Annotated in this window: 10 protein-coding genes and 6 tRNA genes; 4 read left to right on the forward strand and 12 right to left on the reverse strand. The window is 53.1% G+C overall.

Going from position 1 to position 16,394, the window contains the following annotated elements; translation table 11 throughout:
• Positions 1-187: 187 nt before the first annotated feature.
• Positions 188-1,612: a tRNA (N6-isopentenyl adenosine(37)-C2)-methylthiotransferase MiaB gene (gene miaB, locus BTJ39_RS17120; protein WP_078003905.1), complete on the reverse strand. Its 1,425-nt coding sequence runs from the start codon at positions 1,610-1,612 to the stop codon at positions 188-190.
• Between the two features lie 179 nt (positions 1,613-1,791).
• Between miaB and ubiF the strand changes: the two genes are divergently transcribed.
• Entirely contained in the window at positions 1,792-2,973 is a 1,182-nt protein-coding gene (gene ubiF / locus BTJ39_RS17125) for a 3-demethoxyubiquinol 3-hydroxylase (protein ID WP_078003906.1), read from the forward strand.
• A gap of 88 nt (positions 2,974-3,061) precedes the next feature.
• Here ubiF and BTJ39_RS17130 read toward each other — a convergent pair.
• The 7 genes from BTJ39_RS17130 to asnB form a co-directional block, all read right to left on the reverse strand.
• Positions 3,062-3,135: transfer RNA gene (locus tag BTJ39_RS17130), tRNA-Gln, on the reverse strand.
• 25 nt (positions 3,136-3,160) lie between these two features.
• Positions 3,161-3,234 (reverse strand) — tRNA-Gln (locus tag BTJ39_RS17135).
• 6 nt (positions 3,235-3,240) lie between these two features.
• Positions 3,241-3,317: transfer RNA gene (locus BTJ39_RS17140), tRNA-Met, on the reverse strand.
• A gap of 45 nt (positions 3,318-3,362) precedes the next feature.
• A tRNA-Gln gene (locus BTJ39_RS17145) sits at positions 3,363-3,437 on the reverse strand.
• Positions 3,438-3,469: 32 nt separating this feature from the next.
• Positions 3,470-3,554, reverse strand: a tRNA-Leu gene (locus BTJ39_RS17150).
• 5 nt (positions 3,555-3,559) lie between these two features.
• Positions 3,560-3,636: transfer RNA gene (locus BTJ39_RS17155), tRNA-Met, on the reverse strand.
• Between the two features lie 209 nt (positions 3,637-3,845).
• Positions 3,846-5,516, reverse strand: a complete 1,671-nt coding sequence (gene asnB, locus BTJ39_RS17160; RefSeq protein ID WP_078003907.1) for an asparagine synthase B — start codon at positions 5,514-5,516, stop codon at positions 3,846-3,848.
• A gap of 522 nt (positions 5,517-6,038) precedes the next feature.
• Between asnB and BTJ39_RS17170 the strand changes: the two genes are divergently transcribed.
• Entirely contained in the window at positions 6,039-7,430 is a 1,392-nt protein-coding gene (locus BTJ39_RS17170; protein ID WP_139356370.1) for a hypothetical protein, read from the forward strand.
• Positions 7,431-7,578: 148 nt separating this feature from the next.
• Here BTJ39_RS17170 and nagC read toward each other — a convergent pair whose 3' ends face one another.
• The 3 genes from nagC to nagB form a co-directional block, all read right to left on the reverse strand.
• Positions 7,579-8,814, reverse strand: coding sequence for a DNA-binding transcriptional regulator NagC (nagC, locus tag BTJ39_RS17175; protein WP_078003910.1), 1,236 nt, complete (start codon positions 8,812-8,814; stop codon positions 7,579-7,581).
• Positions 8,815-8,821: 7 nt separating this feature from the next.
• Positions 8,822-9,982, reverse strand: coding sequence for an N-acetylglucosamine-6-phosphate deacetylase (nagA, locus tag BTJ39_RS17180; protein ID WP_078003932.1), 1,161 nt, complete (start codon positions 9,980-9,982; stop codon positions 8,822-8,824).
• Positions 9,983-10,044: 62 nt separating this feature from the next.
• Positions 10,045-10,845: a glucosamine-6-phosphate deaminase gene (gene nagB, locus BTJ39_RS17185; protein ID WP_078003911.1), complete on the reverse strand. Its 801-nt coding sequence runs from the start codon at positions 10,843-10,845 to the stop codon at positions 10,045-10,047.
• A 327-nt stretch (positions 10,846-11,172) separates the two neighbouring features.
• Between nagB and nagE the strand changes: the two genes are divergently transcribed.
• Together nagE and glnS are read left to right on the forward strand one after the other, a co-directional pair.
• A complete protein-coding gene (gene nagE / locus BTJ39_RS17190; protein ID WP_078003912.1) occupies positions 11,173-13,116 on the forward strand; it encodes a PTS N-acetyl glucosamine transporter subunit IIABC in 1,944 nt (647 codons plus the stop codon).
• A gap of 172 nt (positions 13,117-13,288) precedes the next feature.
• Positions 13,289-14,956 carry a glutamine--tRNA ligase gene (glnS, locus tag BTJ39_RS17195; RefSeq protein ID WP_078003913.1) on the forward strand — a complete coding sequence of 556 codons (1,668 nt, stop codon included), beginning with the start codon at positions 13,289-13,291 and terminating at the stop codon, positions 14,954-14,956.
• Positions 14,957-15,082: 126 nt separating this feature from the next.
• Here glnS and BTJ39_RS17200 read toward each other — a convergent pair whose 3' ends face one another.
• Entirely contained in the window at positions 15,083-16,369 is a 1,287-nt protein-coding gene (locus BTJ39_RS17200) for an HlyC/CorC family transporter (protein WP_078003914.1), read from the reverse strand.
• Between the last annotated feature and the right edge of the window lie 25 nt (positions 16,370-16,394).

Raw genomic sequence — 16,394 nt, forward strand, 5'->3', positions numbered from 1 at the left:
TGGGTCGCTCAGGGCCAGTTGCGTGTTTCAACAGCGCTTGCCGGCGTTGTCAGGTTACAGTTATGACAAATTATTTATGCCCTCGCAGCACTGTGCAAGCTACAAAATAATTATTTGGGTTGGGACGGGCGTTTACAAGGGGGAAACAGAGCGATCGGCGGCGGAATGTTTCCGCCGCCGCAGCGAGTCAGGGCTGATAAGTTCCTACGCCCAGCTCATTTTCTTTGCGGGTACGCGCGATAACGGAAGCCGGCGTTTCAGAAACGCGCAGTCCCATCTGGTCTTCAGTGCGTACCACGATGCCGCGTAACGAGTTGGGATACACGTCAACGATTTCGACATCAACGAATTTGCCGATCATCGCCGGTGAGCCTTCGAAATTGACCACGCGGTTATTTTCTGTACGTCCCGACAGCTCCATTACGTTCTTACGCGAGGTGCCTTCCACCAGAATGCGCTGAATGCTGCCCAGCATGCGGCGGCTCCAGGCCATTGCCTGCTGGCTGATACGATCCTGCAGAATGTAGAGGCGCTGTTTTTTCTCTTCTTCCGTTACGTCATCCGGCAGGTCTGCCGCTGGCGTCCCCGGACGCGCTGAGTAAATAAAGCTGAAGCTCATATCAAAATTGACGTCGGCTATCAGCTTCATCGTCTGTTCGAAATCAGTATGGGTTTCGCCAGGGAAACCGATGATGAAATCAGAACTGATCTGAATATCCGGGCGCGCGTTGCGCAGCTTGCGGATAATCGATTTGTACTCCAGTGCGGTATGAGCACGTTTCATCAGCGTCAGAATACGGTCGGCGCCGCTCTGTACCGGCAGGTGCAGGAAGCTCACCAGCTCTGGGGTATCGCGATAGACTTCAATAATATCGTCGGTGAACTCGATAGGGTGGCTGGTGGTAAAGCGAATGCGGTCAATGCCGTCGATAGCGGCAACCAGCCTCAGAAGTTCGGCAAAGCTGCAAACTTTGTCGTCAAAGGTAGCGCCACGGTAGGCGTTAACGTTTTGCCCCAGCAGATTTACTTCGCGTACGCCCTGCGCGGCCAGCTGCGCGATTTCAAACAGCACATCATCGCAGGGGCGGCTGACTTCCTCGCCGCGCGTATAAGGCACAACGCAGAAGGTGCAGTATTTGTTGCAGCCTTCCATAATCGAGACAAACGCCGTCGGGCCATCTGCACGTGGTTCCGGCAGGCGATCAAATTTTTCAATCTCCGGGAAGCTGATGTCCACCACCGGACTTTTGGAACCGCGCACGGTGTTGATCATTTCCGGCAGGCGGTGCAGCGTTTGCGGGCCGAATACGATATCGACGTAGCTGGCGCGCTGACGAATGTGGTCTCCTTCCTGCGACGCGACGCAGCCGCCCACGCCGATAATCAGCTCGGGGTTTTGCTCTTTCAGCGTGCGCCAGCGGCCAAGCTGATGGAAAACCTTTTCCTGGGCTTTTTCGCGAATAGAGCAGGTATTCAGCAGCAGAATGTCCGCCTCTTCGGCTACCTCTGTCAGCGTGTAGCCGTGCGTACTCTCCAGCAGATCGGCCATCTTCGATGAATCGTATTCATTCATCTGACAGCCCCAGGTTTTGATGTGCAGTTTTTTATTCATCGACTTGCCATTACTCAATGCAGAACGGAATGCAGGGCGCGTATTGTAATGCTTTGCTGCTGTTGTGACCAGACCAGCGTGCTTTTCTCTGCGCTGCGTTGAAAATCCGGTAAACTTTGCCTTAACGGGCGACCCGGCTTTCAGACTCACCGTCGGGGCGCTATGCGAAAGGAGTAACCATGACAAATAATCAGCACGCTGCGACAGAAGTGACCCTGGTCGGCGGCGGGATGGTCGGCGCCGCGCTGGCCTGCGGTCTGGCGCTGCAAGGGTTTGAGGTGACGGTTATTGAAACCGAAGCGCCGCCTGATTTTGACCGCGCTCAGCCGCCGGACTTACGTATTTCCGCTATTGGAGCAGCCTCGGTTGATTTACTGCGTGAGCTTGATGCCTGGCAGTCGGTGCTGGCGATGCGCGCTTTTCCCTATACCCGGCTGGAGACCTGGGAATGGCAGAGTGCCCATCTGGCGTTCGATGCACAAAGTCTCGGGCTGCCGGCTTTAGGCTATATGGTCGAAAATAACGTATTACAGCGGGCGCTCTGGCAGCGTATGACGCAGCTAAAGGTTCGCGTTATTTCACCGGCCAGCGTGGCGATGCTGGCGCGGCTTGAGCAGGGCTGGATGTTAACGCTGGATGATGGCAGCCAGCTGCAAACTCAGCTGGTGGTTGCGGCAGACGGGGCGAATTCCCGGGTACGCCAGCTGGCTGGGATCGGCATCCAGGGCTGGCAATATGCACAGTCCTGTATGCTCATTAGCGTCAGGTGTGAACAGCCGCCTGGCATGGCGACCTGGCAGCAATTTACGCCGCAGGGGCCGCGCGCGCTGCTGCCGCTGTTTGATAACTGGGCTTCGCTGGTGTGGTACGACGCGCCGGCGCGTATTCGCCAGCTGCAGGCGATGTCGATGGCGCAGCTGGAAAAAGAGATTCAGCGTGAGTTTCCCGATCGTCTCGGTAAAGTAACGCCGCTGGCCGCCGGTTCATTTCCGCTGGTTCGCCGCCATGCGAAGCGCTATGTGCTGCCGGGGCTGGCGCTGGTCGGCGATGCCGCCCATACCATTAACCCGCTGGCCGGGCAGGGGGTTAACCTCGGCTATCGCGACGTCAATGCCTTAATTGATGTGCTGAGCAATGCGCGCAACAGTGGGCAGGCGTGGAGTAGTGACGCGGTGCTGCAGCGCTATGAGCGTCGGCGGCGCTACGATAATTTGCTGATGCAAAGCAGTATGGATCTATTCTATCTGGCGTTCAGTAACCGGTCAGGGCCGTTGCGCATCGCGCGCAATCTCGGATTGCTCGCCGCCGAGCATAGCGGGGTGTTAAAGCGGCAGGCGCTGAAGTACGCGCTGGGATTGTAGTGATGACGGCGGCGATGTCCGCCGTTATATGATTCGCAAATGGCAAAAACAATAAAGCCCGCTAAAAGCGGGCTTTATTGTTGAACGTTGGCTGGGGTACAGGGATTCGAACCCCGGATGGCGGAATCAGAATCCGCTGCCTTACCGCTTGGCGATACCCCAATGCTGTACATCTTGTATCTGAATATGGCTGGGGTACAGGGATTCGAACCCCGGATGGCGGAATCAGAATCCGCTGCCTTACCGCTTGGCGATACCCCAAGAATATGGTGGCTACGACGGGAATCGAACCTGTGACCCCAGCATTATGAGTGCTGTGCTCTAACCAGCTGAGCTACGTAGCCATAATTTCTTGTACTGCCTGATTGCGCTGCAATCGCTTAAAAAGATGGCTGGGGTACCTGGATTCGAACCAGGGAATGCCGGTATCAAAAACCGGTGCCTTACCGCTTGGCGATACCCCATCTCTTTTAAAGCTGCAAACCGTTTATGACAATGGTGCGGGAGGCGAGACTTGAACTCGCACACCTTGCGGCGCCAGAACCTAAATCTGGTGCGTCTACCAATTTCGCCACTCCCGCAAATATGGTGGCTACGACGGGAATCGAACCTGTGACCCCAGCATTATGAGTGCTGTGCTCTAACCAGCTGAGCTACGTAGCCATCTTTATATTGCGTTACCTTCATCGGCTTTGCGGGGCGCATTATGCGTATTGAGCCTTTTAGCGTCAACAAATTTTTTGCCGATTTTAGCCACAGAACGGCTGTTTGCATGGGTAATGAACAGCCTGGCGATAAAAGCAACGATTTATCATTGTAACATAAGTAAAAAATAACGGGCCCGGGTAAAAAAGGCCCGTTTGCTGCGTGGGTTATGCCTGGTATGCCGACTGATGAACGCCGACCGCACGGCCTGACGGATCGTTCATGTTTTTGAAGGCTTCATCCCATTCAATGGCTTTTGCCGACGAGCAGGCAACGGATGGGCCGCCGGGTACGCATTCCGCCGCGCTGGCAATCGGGAACAGCTCTGCGAAGATTTCCCGATACAGATAAGCTTCTTTTGAACCCGGCGTATTATGCGGGAAACGGTAATGGGCGGTCTCCAGCTGCTGGTCGCTGATTTGCTGGGCCGCGATCTCTTTCAGCGAGTCGATCCAGCTGTAGCCAACGCCGTCGGAGAACTGCTCTTTCTGACGCCAGGCGACGCTTTCAGGCAGATAAGAAGCAAAGCATTCACGCAGAATGTGTTTTTCCATTTTACCGTTGCTGCCGCACATTTTATCGGCCGGGTTAATCGTCATCGCCACGTCGAGGAATTTCTTATCGAGGAACGGCACGCGTGCTTCCACGCCCCAGGCTGACATGGCCTTGTTGGCGCGCGCGCAGTCAAACATATGCAGCGCCAGCAATTTGCGCACGTTCTCCTCGTGGAACTCCTGCGCATTCGGCGCTTTATGGAAATAGAGATAGCCGCCGAATACTTCGTCTGCGCCTTCGCCCGAAAGCACCATTTTGATGCCCATTGCCTTGATTTTACGCGACATAAGATACATCGGCGTTGAGGCGCGAATCGTGGTGACATCATAGGTTTCAATGTGATAAATCACATCGCGAACCGCATCCAGCCCTTCCTGAACGGTGAAGTGGATTTCGTGATGGACGGTACCGAGATGGTCAGCAACGGCTTTCGCGGCTTTGAGGTCCGGCGATCCTTCCAGGCCAACGGCAAAGGAGTGCAGCTGCGGCCACCAGGCGTCGCTTTTATCCTGATCTTCAATGCGTCTGGCGGCATATTTTTTGGTAATCGCCGAGATGATAGAAGAGTCCAGGCCGCCGGAAAGCAACACGCCGTAAGGCACGTCTGACATCAGGTGACTTTTTACCGACTCCTCCAGCGCATCCTTCAGCGCGGCGGCATCGGTCTGGTTATGTTCGACGCTGGCATATTCCATCCAGTCGCGCTGCCAGTAGCGACGAATTTCGCCGTCGGTGCTGGAAAGGTAGCTTCCCGGCGGGAATTCGCTGATGGTGCGGCATACCGGCACCAGCGCTTTCATTTCAGATGCGACGTAAAAGTTTCCGTGCTCGTCGTTGCCCATATAAAGGGGGATGATGCCGATATGATCGCGGCCAATCAGGTACTGCTGCTTAACGCTGTCCCACAGGATAAAGGCAAACATTCCTTGCAGTTCGTCGAGAAAATCGATGCCTTTTTCCTGATATAGCGCCAGGATTACTTCGCAGTCGGAGCCGGTCTGGAAGTCGTAGCGATCGCTCAGCGCCGTGCGCAGGGCCTGATGGTTGTAAATTTCGCCGTTCACGGCCAGCACGTGAGTATGGTCGGCGTTGTACAGCGGCTGCGCGCCGTTGTTCACGTCGACGATCGATAGACGCTCATGGGCAAGAATCGCTTTATCATCAGCATATACCCCGGACCAGTCCGGACCGCGATGGCGCATCAGGCGCGACAGTTCCAAAGCCTTCTTACGCAATTCAATAGGATCAGTTTTCAGATCCAGCACGCCAAAAATCGAACACATAGCTTCACTCCTGAGCGGATTACTTAATCATTTATTCTATGCCGGACAGCGCCAGCGCATAGATAAGAAAATGCGATAATGGGAAAGGCTATGCAAGCAATTTCGCTTTCTGCTATGAAATAGCCATGCCTTGCGGCTGATAAATTAGTGAATCATCAATAATTGGTGGTAAAAATTGAATATTATTCAATGAGTGTGCAATTTTGGCTTAAATTTAACCAATTAACGGCCATCTTCTACGCGCTGGACCCCAGGTGAGCTGAGGTGATTAATCGTAGTAGGGTAATAAAGATTTATTGAGAAATTGGCATTGATGTGACAATAAATAGCAAATCGAGAAAAAATAAGTTGCAGGCCTACGCTGGTCGAGACTAAAAAATAAACTGAATTTGATTTTTCTGAATCCTGTATTAATCGTCGGTCAGAGTTAGCTTAAGCTCCAATTTAGTTAAACTGCGGCTGATCGCGGCGAGTAATACTCTTAAACTCTTGATCGTTATTTCTAAGGAAGGCATTTACATCATGTATGGTATTTCATCTGATACTGCTTCAGCATCACCAAACCTCACCCCGGTTAACGCTTCGGTATATAAGGATCTCTCAGAGAAACCGGTTAATACCGTCGCTGAAAAAATTAGAAGAGTAAGTAACTCTTCGGAAACGATATCCCTGCCATCCAACTTATCAATAATCTCTGATTCAATAACCCCTGATTCAATAAGCATTGACTTGCGCGGTCTGGATAATATTGAAACAGCGCCCCCCCTAAATCTCAATGGGAAAGCGCCGCCTGTCGCCAGTGAAAACAAAACATGGTGCGATGTTATCGGACGCCTATTTTCAGAAGCATATAAATATGGCGTGCCCGATCAGATGGTTGCTCAGGCCGGGCCTGCGTTACCTTTTTCATGGGGCGATATCAAACTGACGCCTACCGTGGTTTGGAATAAGGGGAATCCAGGCGCGTTAGACGTCTTTATTGGCCACCTCGAATACGGTCATGCAATCGGTAATAATGGCTATGTGTTACCGCTGGAGCAACTCGGTCTTCGCCTTTATTTCAATGGGGATTGCTGGTCTAAACGCATCGTTCCGCTTCAGGAAACGTTGATCCATGGCGATTACAAGGTACAGGAGTTTGCCCGCTATGGTAGCCCGTCGAAGCTGGCATTTAGTGGTAGCGCGAAAGTTGGCGTTTTAGCCGAGTTAGGGACAACGACTGAACTTGAATGGACAAAAGACACGGCAAACGCGCTGGGTACTCATATCGCTACCGCCTTGCTTTCGTTACCCGGGGAACTGATTACATCACCTCTTATTGCGGCACAAAAAACTATTGTTAAGCCGATTAGTAATTGGTTGAGTCCAGCCAAAGTAACTCACAGTCCGGATGCAGAGCTTGAGGAAGTTGTGGTCGCAAAACCAATGGATTGCAATATGAAAAATATATCTTCCTCACATTCAGGTATGGTGAAAAAAGGATTAACAACGTGGTTAAAACAGATAATTGATCACAGTAAACGAGCCGGCGGGGCGGAGTGGGCTAAATTTTCCTTTAGTTTTGATACCAATAATGCATGGCCTGTCGTACCCGGAGTGCTTGATATCCAGGCTAACTTTTACGCGCGTTATTCGCTGGTAAGCGCTTATCTTATTGCTGAAGATAAGGTTATTTTAGACGGCAATTTAGGCAAGTTTCTGGAAGCGATGGCACCAGGCGCATGCGACACAATCAGAAGCGCGATAAAATCCTGCTGTTATGAACCTTCTGAAGAAAATATTAGTCATAATGCGGGCGTCATTGCATCGGTGCTGGAAAGAAAATCATCAGCCGGAGAAGCGGTTGAAATGGAGGCGGTGGTTGTTATTCCCGCGGGTCAAAATGAAACGGCAGCAGAAATAACCCGGCTTTAATTGGCTGCTTCCGCCATCGTCGTTAATCAGATAAGAAAGTAGTCGCCGCTTGTTCATGCTGCAAGCGGTTAGCATTGTCATTCAGCGCCCAGCCTCGGTGGCTATAACACGGGGCTGGGCTGAAATTCATAGCGCGCTGTATTCGCGGTTATTCCTGGGTATGCGCGCCTTCCAGCAGGCGTTGCAGCAGGATGCCATTGAGCATAGCGCGCTTTGCCAGCGCAAAGGCGCCGATAGCGGAGCCATGATCGATTTCTGAACGTACCACCGGCAGGTTTTTACGGAACGCTTTCAGCACCTGGGTGTTAATGCAGCCTTCAATGGCGGGGAGCAATACCCGATTCGCCTCGGTGATTTCACCGGCGATGACCACCTTTTGCGGATTAAACAGGTTAATGGCGATTGCGATGGCCTTGCCAAGGTGGCGGCCTACGTGTTCGATGACTTCCGCCGCCAGCACGTCGCCGCGATTAGCCGCTTTGCAGATGCTAAGAATATCGCAGTTTTCCGCCGTCAGCGATGTCGGATGGCCTTGGTGAACCAGCGCGCGAACGCGCTGCTCGATTGCGCCGTTGGCGGCGATGGTTTCAAGGCAGCCAAAGTTGCCGCAGTGGCAGCGCTCTCCCAGCGGGTCGACCTGGATATGGCCAATTTCCCCAACATTGCCGTTGCTACCAAGGAAAATCTGTCCGTTGGTGATAATGCCCGCGCCGGTACCGCGATGTACGCGCACCAAAATAGAGTCAGCGCAGTCACGCGATGCACCAAAATAATGCTCGGCTAATGCCACGCTGCGAATGTCATGGCCGACAAAGCTGGTGACTTTAAAGCGCTTTTCCAGATTGGCAACCAGCGGCCACTGGCTGACCTGGATATGCGGCATATAGCGAATCACGCCGTTAGCCGGATCGACCAGGCCTGGCAGAATAACGGATATTGCAATCAGCTCACGCAGCTTGCGCTGTTGCTGGTTGATGAAATCTTCAATGGTATTGAATAGCGCGTGCTCCAGCGTTTCCTGCGTGCGCTCAGGCAGGTTATAACGCTGTTCGGCAATCAGCTTACCGCCCAGGTCGAACAGCGACAGGGTGGCATCTTCCCGCCCCAGGCGCACGGCGACGGTATGAAAGCCGCGGGTTTCAGTAATAATAGATATGGCGCGGCGGCCTCCGGTGGAGGCCTGCTGATCCACTTCGCGAATCAAGCCGCGTTCAATGAGCTGACGGGTAATTTTAGTTACGCTGGCGGGCGCCAGCTGGCTTTGTTCTGCGATCTGAATGCGCGAAATCGGGCCCTGCTGGTCGATAATTCGGTATACGGCCGCGCTGTTAAGCTGCTTAACGAGATCGACGTTTCCTATTTGAGCCTGTCCGCCATTGGTCATTCAGTATCTACTCGCTTAAAACCTCGTTGCCATTAACGTAGGTCTGGATAATGTGATAATCACCTGTGAATACTGTGAGATTCGCAACTTTTCCTGTCGCGATGCTGCCTAAAAGGCGATCCACACCGATTGCTTTTGCCGGGTATAACGTTGCCATTCTGATCGCCTCATCAAGCGCGATGCCGGCATGCTCAACGGTATTGCGCACCGCTTCGATCATCGTCAGTGAAGAGCCACTGAGCGTGCCATTTTCATCAACACATAGCCCGTCACGATAGTATATTGTTTTACCAGCAAAAATGAACCGGTCAATCGATTCATCCGCCGATAACCCCGCCGGTGCGGTAGCATCGGTGACCAGCACCAGCCGATCGCCTTTAATACGCTTGGCGTTGCGGATATTCGCGTAGTGAACGTGCAGCCCGTCGGCGATGATGCCGCAGTAAACGTCTGGCGTATCAAACAGCGCGCCGATCAGGCCGGGTTCGCGTCCGGTGATGGTCGGCATCGCGTTATACAGATGCGTTGCAAAGGAAATACCGGCTTCAAAGCCGCGGCGGGCTTCAGCATAGGTCGCGTGGGAGTGACCGGAAGAGATAACGATCCCCGCTGCGCTGAGGCGGCGAATCACCTCCGGCGCTACTTTTTCAGGGGCGAGGGTGATCTTGCTTATCACCTCAGCATTGTCGCACAGGAAATCGACCAGATCTGCCGTTGGCTGGCGTATTAATTCCGGGTTGTGGGTGCCTTTTTTCAGTGGATTAAGCCACGGACCTTCAAGATGCAGTCCCAGCGCCTGAAACTTATTTTGCGCCAGAAATTCACGCATGCTTTCTACCGCACGCCTCATCAGTTCGTCGTTGCTGGTAATCAGCGTGGGCAGGAAGCTGGTGCAGCCGGAGCGCTGGTTAGCTTTCTGCATGGTTTTCAGCGTTTCAACGCTTATCGCCGCCATGTCGTCATTGAACTGCACGCCGCCGCAGCCGTTAAGCTGCAAATCGATAAAGCCGGGAGCGATGTTGGCACCCTGAACATCCCGCGTGGTTATCCCTGTCGGTAGCTCATTAAGCGGACACAAGCGCTCAATCAGGCCGTTGGCGATCACCACGGCATGGTTGTCCAGAACTTCATGGCCGGTATAAATGCGGCCGTTAATCAGTGCGTACATCATTATTCTCCCCGCTGGGCGCAGGCCGGACATGCGGTCTGCGCTAGTGATCCTGTTATCGGTTACAGACCTTTCATATTTTCCGCTTCCATTTCGCGGAAATATTTTACGGTTTTCATTTTCAGTTCCATGGTTGATGGTTCATCGCAGACCACCACGGCTTTGGCATGGAGCTGCAGGCAGCTAATGGTCCACATATGATTGACATTGCCTTCAACAGCGGCCTGCAGCGCCTGCGCTTTCAAATGGCCGGTAACCAGGATCATCACTTCTTCTGCGTCCAACAACGTGCCTACGCCAACGGTCAGGGCATATTTAGGTACCTGCTCAACGTCGCCATCAAAGAAGCGTGAGTTGGCTACGCGGGTATCATGGGTCAGCGTTTTGATGCGCGTGCGCGAAGAGAGAGAAGAGGCCGGTTCGTTAAACGCAATATGACCATCGTTGCCTACGCCACCCATAAACAGGTGAATTTTGCCATATGAGCGAATCTTTTCTTCGTACTGGCGGCATTCGGCATCGATGTCATCGGCATTGCCATTTAGCAGGTTAATATTGTCCGGCTGAATATCGACGTGATCGAAGAAATTGCGGTACATAAAGCTGTGGTAGCTTTCCGGGTGCTCTTTCGGCAGGCCGACGTATTCGTCCATATTAAAAGTGACCACGTGTTTAAAGCTAACCTGGCCTGCTTTATGCATCTCAATAAGGTGCTTATAGGCTTCAAGCGGCGTTCCGCCCGTAGGCAGGCCGAGGATAAAAGGGCGATCTGCCGTTGGTTTAAATGCGTTGATACGGTTTACGATATGGCGTGCCGCCCATTTGCCGACCTGGCTGGTGGTGGTTAAAGGAATTAGACGCATGGAACACCTCACAGTGGCGATTGTTTAAATGCTAAGACGGATTATTTATAGCCTGTCTGGTAAGCGTAACCTGTGATAACGCAGTCATACGAGGGAAAAATCCGTCACGATATTTTTAATCATAAAATAAGTTTGTGGCGTAAGCCAACACTGACGCGATTGAAATGCGATTTATGGTGACTTTAATCACATTAGAGAGGGTTTTAATTTGCGGGGCGAATTAATTTTTTCTTACACTCCGCACTGTGGTGTGGAACAACATAAAACTACCTGCTACATGTAGGTAAAAAAAGCACGCGGTGCTAACGGGTTCAAAGGGGGAACAAGGTGAATATTTTAGGCTTCTTTCAAAGGTTAGGGCGGTCGCTTCAGCTGCCTATCGCCGTGCTGCCTGTTGCAGCATTGATGCTGCGATTCGGGCAACCTGATTTACTTAACATGCCGTTTATTGCTCAGGCAGGCGGCGCAATCTTCGATAACCTGGCGCTAATTTTTGCTATCGGCGTGGCGTCAACCTGGTCAAAAGATAACGCCGGTCCGGCAGCCCTGGCGGGCGCGGTGGGTTATTTCATCATGACTAAGGCGATGGTTACCATCAACCCTGCGGTCAATATGGGCGTGCTGGCGGGGATTATTACCGGCCTGGTCGCCGGTTCTACCTATAACCGCTGGTACAATATCAAGCTGCCGGATTTCCTCAGCTTCTTTGGCGGCAAACGCTTCGTACCGATTGCCACCGGCTTCTTCTGTCTGATACTGGCTGCCGTTTTCGGCTACGTCTGGCCTCCGGTACAGAATGCAATCCACGCCGGCGGCGAATGGATTGTTTCTGAAGGCGCGTTCGGCGCAGGTATTTTCGGCTTTGTTAACCGTCTGCTGATCCCAACCGGCCTGCATCAGGTGCTTAATACCATCGCCTGGTTCCAGATTGGTGATTACACCAACGCGGCGGGCGCGGTATTCCACGGTGACATTAACCGCTTCTATGCCGGTGACCCCACTGCGGGAATGTTCATGTCCGGTTTTTATCCGATCATGATGTTCGGCCTACCAGGCGCCGCGCTGGCTATGTATTTCGCCGCGCCGAAAGCGCGTCGTCCTATGGTGGGCGGCCTGCTGTTCTCCGTTGCACTGACCGCGTTTTTGACCGGTGTTACCGAGCCGCTGGAATTCCTGTTCATGTTCCTCGCGCCTTTGCTGTACTTACTGCATGCTATCCTGACCGGCATTAGTCTGTACGTTGCAACCGCGCTGGGCATTCATGCCGGCTTCTCCTTCTCTGCCGGCGCTATCGACTATGCCTTGATGTACCATCTGCCGGCGGCCAGTAAAAACGTCTGGTTGCTGCTGGTTATGGGCGTCGTGGCTTTCGTGGTCTACTTTGTCCTGTTCAGCGTGGTTATCCGCGCGATGAACCTGAAAACGCCGGGTCGTGAAGATGCGATGCCGGAGCAGGCCGCAGATGCCAACAGCAATACGGAAGAGGGGCTGTCTGTGCTCTCACGCCAGTATATTGCCGCAATCGGCGGCAGCGCTAACATCACCGGTATTGATGCCTGTATCACCCGCTTGCGTCTGGCCGTGGGCGATTCGACACAGGTTAATGATGCCGAATGTAAACGCCTTGGCGCTTCCGGCGTGGTTAAACTGAACAAGAAAACGGTGCAGGTGATTGTCGGCGCACGTGCTGAATCAATCGCTGAAGAGATGAAAATTTTGATGGCGAAAGGCCCGATTGCTGCCAGCAGCGCTACGGCAGCGCCGGCAGCCGCCGCACCGCAGCCTCAGGCGGTACCCAAGGCCAGCCAGGGCATTATCGCGACGCTGGTCGCACCGGTAAGCGGTGAGATCGTTGCGCTCGAGCAGGTGCCGGATGAAGCTTTCGCCAGCAAAGCCGTTGGCGATGGCGTGGCGATCAAACCAACCAGTAGCACCGTCGTATCACCGGCAGCCGGCACCATAGTGAAAATCTTTAATACCAACCACGCTTTCTGTCTGGAAACAGAGAAGGGCGTTGAGGTAGTGGTTCACATGGGGCTGGATACCGTTGGACTGGATGGCAAAGGCTTCAGCCGTTTGGTGGAAGAAGGTGCGCAGGTTACTGCCGGTCAGCCGGTGCTGGAAATGGACCTGGCATTCCTTAACGCGAATGCGCGCTCAATGATTAGCCCGGTAGTGGTCAGCAACAGCGATGATTATGTCGGTCTGACGCAGCTAGCGCAGGGGACGGTTGTGGCAGGCGAAACCCGCCTGTACGAAGTTAACAGCTAAAACAAATACCGGCAGTATGTTTGCCGGTCTGTTTACAGCAGGGGTGAGAGGCTTCTCACCCCTGTTTTTTTTTGCGCCGAATTTAACAAACGGTTGTTTCCCGCTGGCGCTTAGTGGATCATAATCGATTACATTAAGCAGCAGTATATCCGTACGTATTGAGGAAATCGTGATGAGTGAGGCTGAAGCCCGGCCAACCAACTTTATTCGCCAGATTATTGATGAGGATCTGGCTAGCGGTAAACACACCATTGTTCATACCCGCTTTCCACCGGAGCCGAACGGCTACCTGCATATTGGTCATGCCAAGTCTATCTGCCTGAACTTCGGCATCGCCCAGGATTACCAGGGCCAGTGCAACCTGCGTTTTGATGATACCAATCCGGTTAAAGAAGATATGGAATTTGTTGATTCCATTAAACACGATGTGCAATGGCTGGGCTTTGAGTGGAGTGGCGAGATTCGCTATTCCTCAGACTATTTCGATCGGCTGTATGACTATGCGCTGGAGCTGATAAGTAAAGGTCTGGCCTACGTTGATGAGCTTAGTCCGGAGGCGATCCGCGAATACCGCGGTACGCTGAAAGCGCCGGGTAAAAATAGCCCCTATCGCGACCGCAGTATCGAAGAAAACCTGGCACTGTTTGAAAAAATGCGCGCGGGCGGCTTTAGCGAAGGCACAGCCTGCCTGCGGGCGAAAATTGATATGGCCTCGAGCTTTATCGTGCTGCGCGATCCGGTCCTTTATCGCATTAAGTTTGCTGAGCATCATCAGACCGGAAATAAATGGTGCATCTATCCGATGTACGATTTTACCCACTGCATTTCCGATGCGCTGGAAGGGATTACGCATTCACTGTGTACGCTTGAGTTTCAGGACAATCGTCGGCTGTATGACTGGGTTCTGGATAACATTACGATTGCTGTTCACCCGCGCCAGTACGAATTTTCGCGTCTGAATCTGGAATATGCGGTGATGTCCAAGCGTAAGCTGACCCAGCTGGTGGCTGAGAAGATTGTCGAAGGCTGGGATGATCCACGGATGCTGACGGTATCCGGCCTGCGCCGTCGTGGCTACAGCGCCGCTTCGATCCGCGAGTTTTGCCGCCGCATCGGCGTCACCAAACAGGACAATATTGTCGAGATGGCCTCGCTGGAATCCTGTATTCGCGATGATCTGAATGAGAACGCGCCGCGTGCTATGGCGGTTCTCGACCCGGTTAAGGTGGTGATTGAAAACCTGCCGGCAGGTCATGATGAAGTGGTGACCATGGCGAATCATCCCAACCGTCCGGAAATGGGCCTGCGGGAAGTGCCTTTCAGCCGGGAAATCTGGATCGACCGCGCCGACTTCCGCGAAGAAGCGAATAAGCAATACAAGCGGCTGGTGCTGGGCAAAGAAGTGCGCCTGCGTAATGCCTATGTGATTCGTGCTGAGCGCGTGGCAAAGGATGATGACGGCAACATTACCTGCCTGTTCTGTACTGCCGATCTGGATACCATGGGTAAAGATCCTGCCGATGGGCGTAAGGTCAAAGGCGTTATCCACTGGGTGTCGGTCGATCACGGCCTGCCGGCGCAGTTCCGTCTTTACGATCGCTTATTTAGCGTACCAAATCCGGGGGCGGCGGAGGATTTCCTCACCACCATTAACCCTGATTCGCTGGTTATCCGCCAGGGATTTGTTGAGCCGGGCCTGCGCAATAGCGAAGCCTTGAAACCCTGGCAGTTTGAGCGTGAAGGCTACTTTTGTACCGACAGCGTTTATTCTAAACCGGGAGAGCTGGTGTTTAACCGCACCGTCGGCCTGCGTGATACCTGGGCTAAAGTCGGCGAATAACCCGAAGTTTGTAGCTAAAAAAGCGGCTGGTCAGCGTCAGTGATTGGCCGCTTTTTTGTATCAAATGGCAGGTACATCAGGGCGCCGGACTTCAATTAATTATGGGGTGAGCGCGACATTCAGGACTCAGGAGCCAACGGATTGCTGGATTGGCTTTTGCGGCGTGATGCGCACCTGCTTGACCATATTGTCCTGCACGTCAAGAATGTTAATCGCGTAGTTTTTCAGCTGAACGGTGGTGCCGGCCTGCGGGATCTCTTCAAGCGCTTCCAGCAGCATGCCGTTAATGGTTCGGGCCTCATTTTCCGGCAGCGCCCAGTTAAACGCCTTATTCAGCTCGCGAACGTTAGCGCTGCCTTCGATTAACACCGAACCGTCATTTTGCGGCATCACCTCTTCCGCCAGCGTTGGCGACATTGAGGTGGTAAAATCACCGACAATCTCTTCCAGAATATCTTCAATGGTCACCAGCCCCTTAATGTCGCCATATTCGTCGACCACCAGGCTGACTTTCTCTTTATTACGCTGAAATTTTACCAGCTGGACGTTTAGCGCCGTTCCTTCAGGAACGTAGTAAATTTCGTCGGCGGCGCGCAGCATTAGCTCTTTGGTGAACTCTTTTTTCTCGGTCATCATGCGCCAGGCTTCGCGTACACGCAGCATGCTGATGGTGTCGTCAAGACTGTCGCGATACAGGACAATACGGCCGTGAGGCGAGTGGGTGAGCTGGCGCAGTATAGATTTCCACTCATCGTTAATATTAATGCCAACAATTTCACTGCGTGGCACCATCACATCGTCGACGGTGACCTTATCGAGATCGAGTACCGATAGCAGCATGTCCTGATTGCGTCGCGACATCAGCGTCTGGGATTCATGGACGATGGTACGCAGCTCTTCTTTACTTAGCGCGGCGCTGATCGCACCTTCGGTTTTTATACCCACCATGCGCATAAAAAATTTGGCGATAGTGTTTAATAGCCAGACCAGCGGCAGCATCAGTTTTTGCAGTGGCCCCAGCAGCCAGCTGCTGGGGTAGGCCACTTTTTCCGGGTAGAGGGCCGCGATGGTTTTTGGCAATACTTCAGCAAAAACCAGAACCACGAAAGTCAGGATACCGGTGGCGATAGCCACGCCGAGATCGCCATACAGCCTCATGCCAACGATGGTGGCGAGCGAAGAGGCGAGAATATTTACCAGGTTATTACCAATCAGCACCAGGCTTATCAGCCGGTCAGGGCGACGCAGCAGTTTCTCGACACGTCGCGCCGCGCGGTTGCCGTTCTTTGCCCGGTGACGCAGTTTATAGCGGTTCAGCGTCATCATGCCGGTTTCAGAGCCGGCAAACCAGGCAGACACAATGACCATCACCACCAGAGTGATAATCAGCGTGGCAGTCGAAATATGTTCCAAGGCGATAATTCCTTGCTGTCGGTCA

The organism is Izhakiella australiensis, from assembly GCF_002006995.1.
In the GTDB taxonomy this organism is placed as follows: domain Bacteria; phylum Pseudomonadota; class Gammaproteobacteria; order Enterobacterales; family Enterobacteriaceae; genus Izhakiella; species Izhakiella australiensis.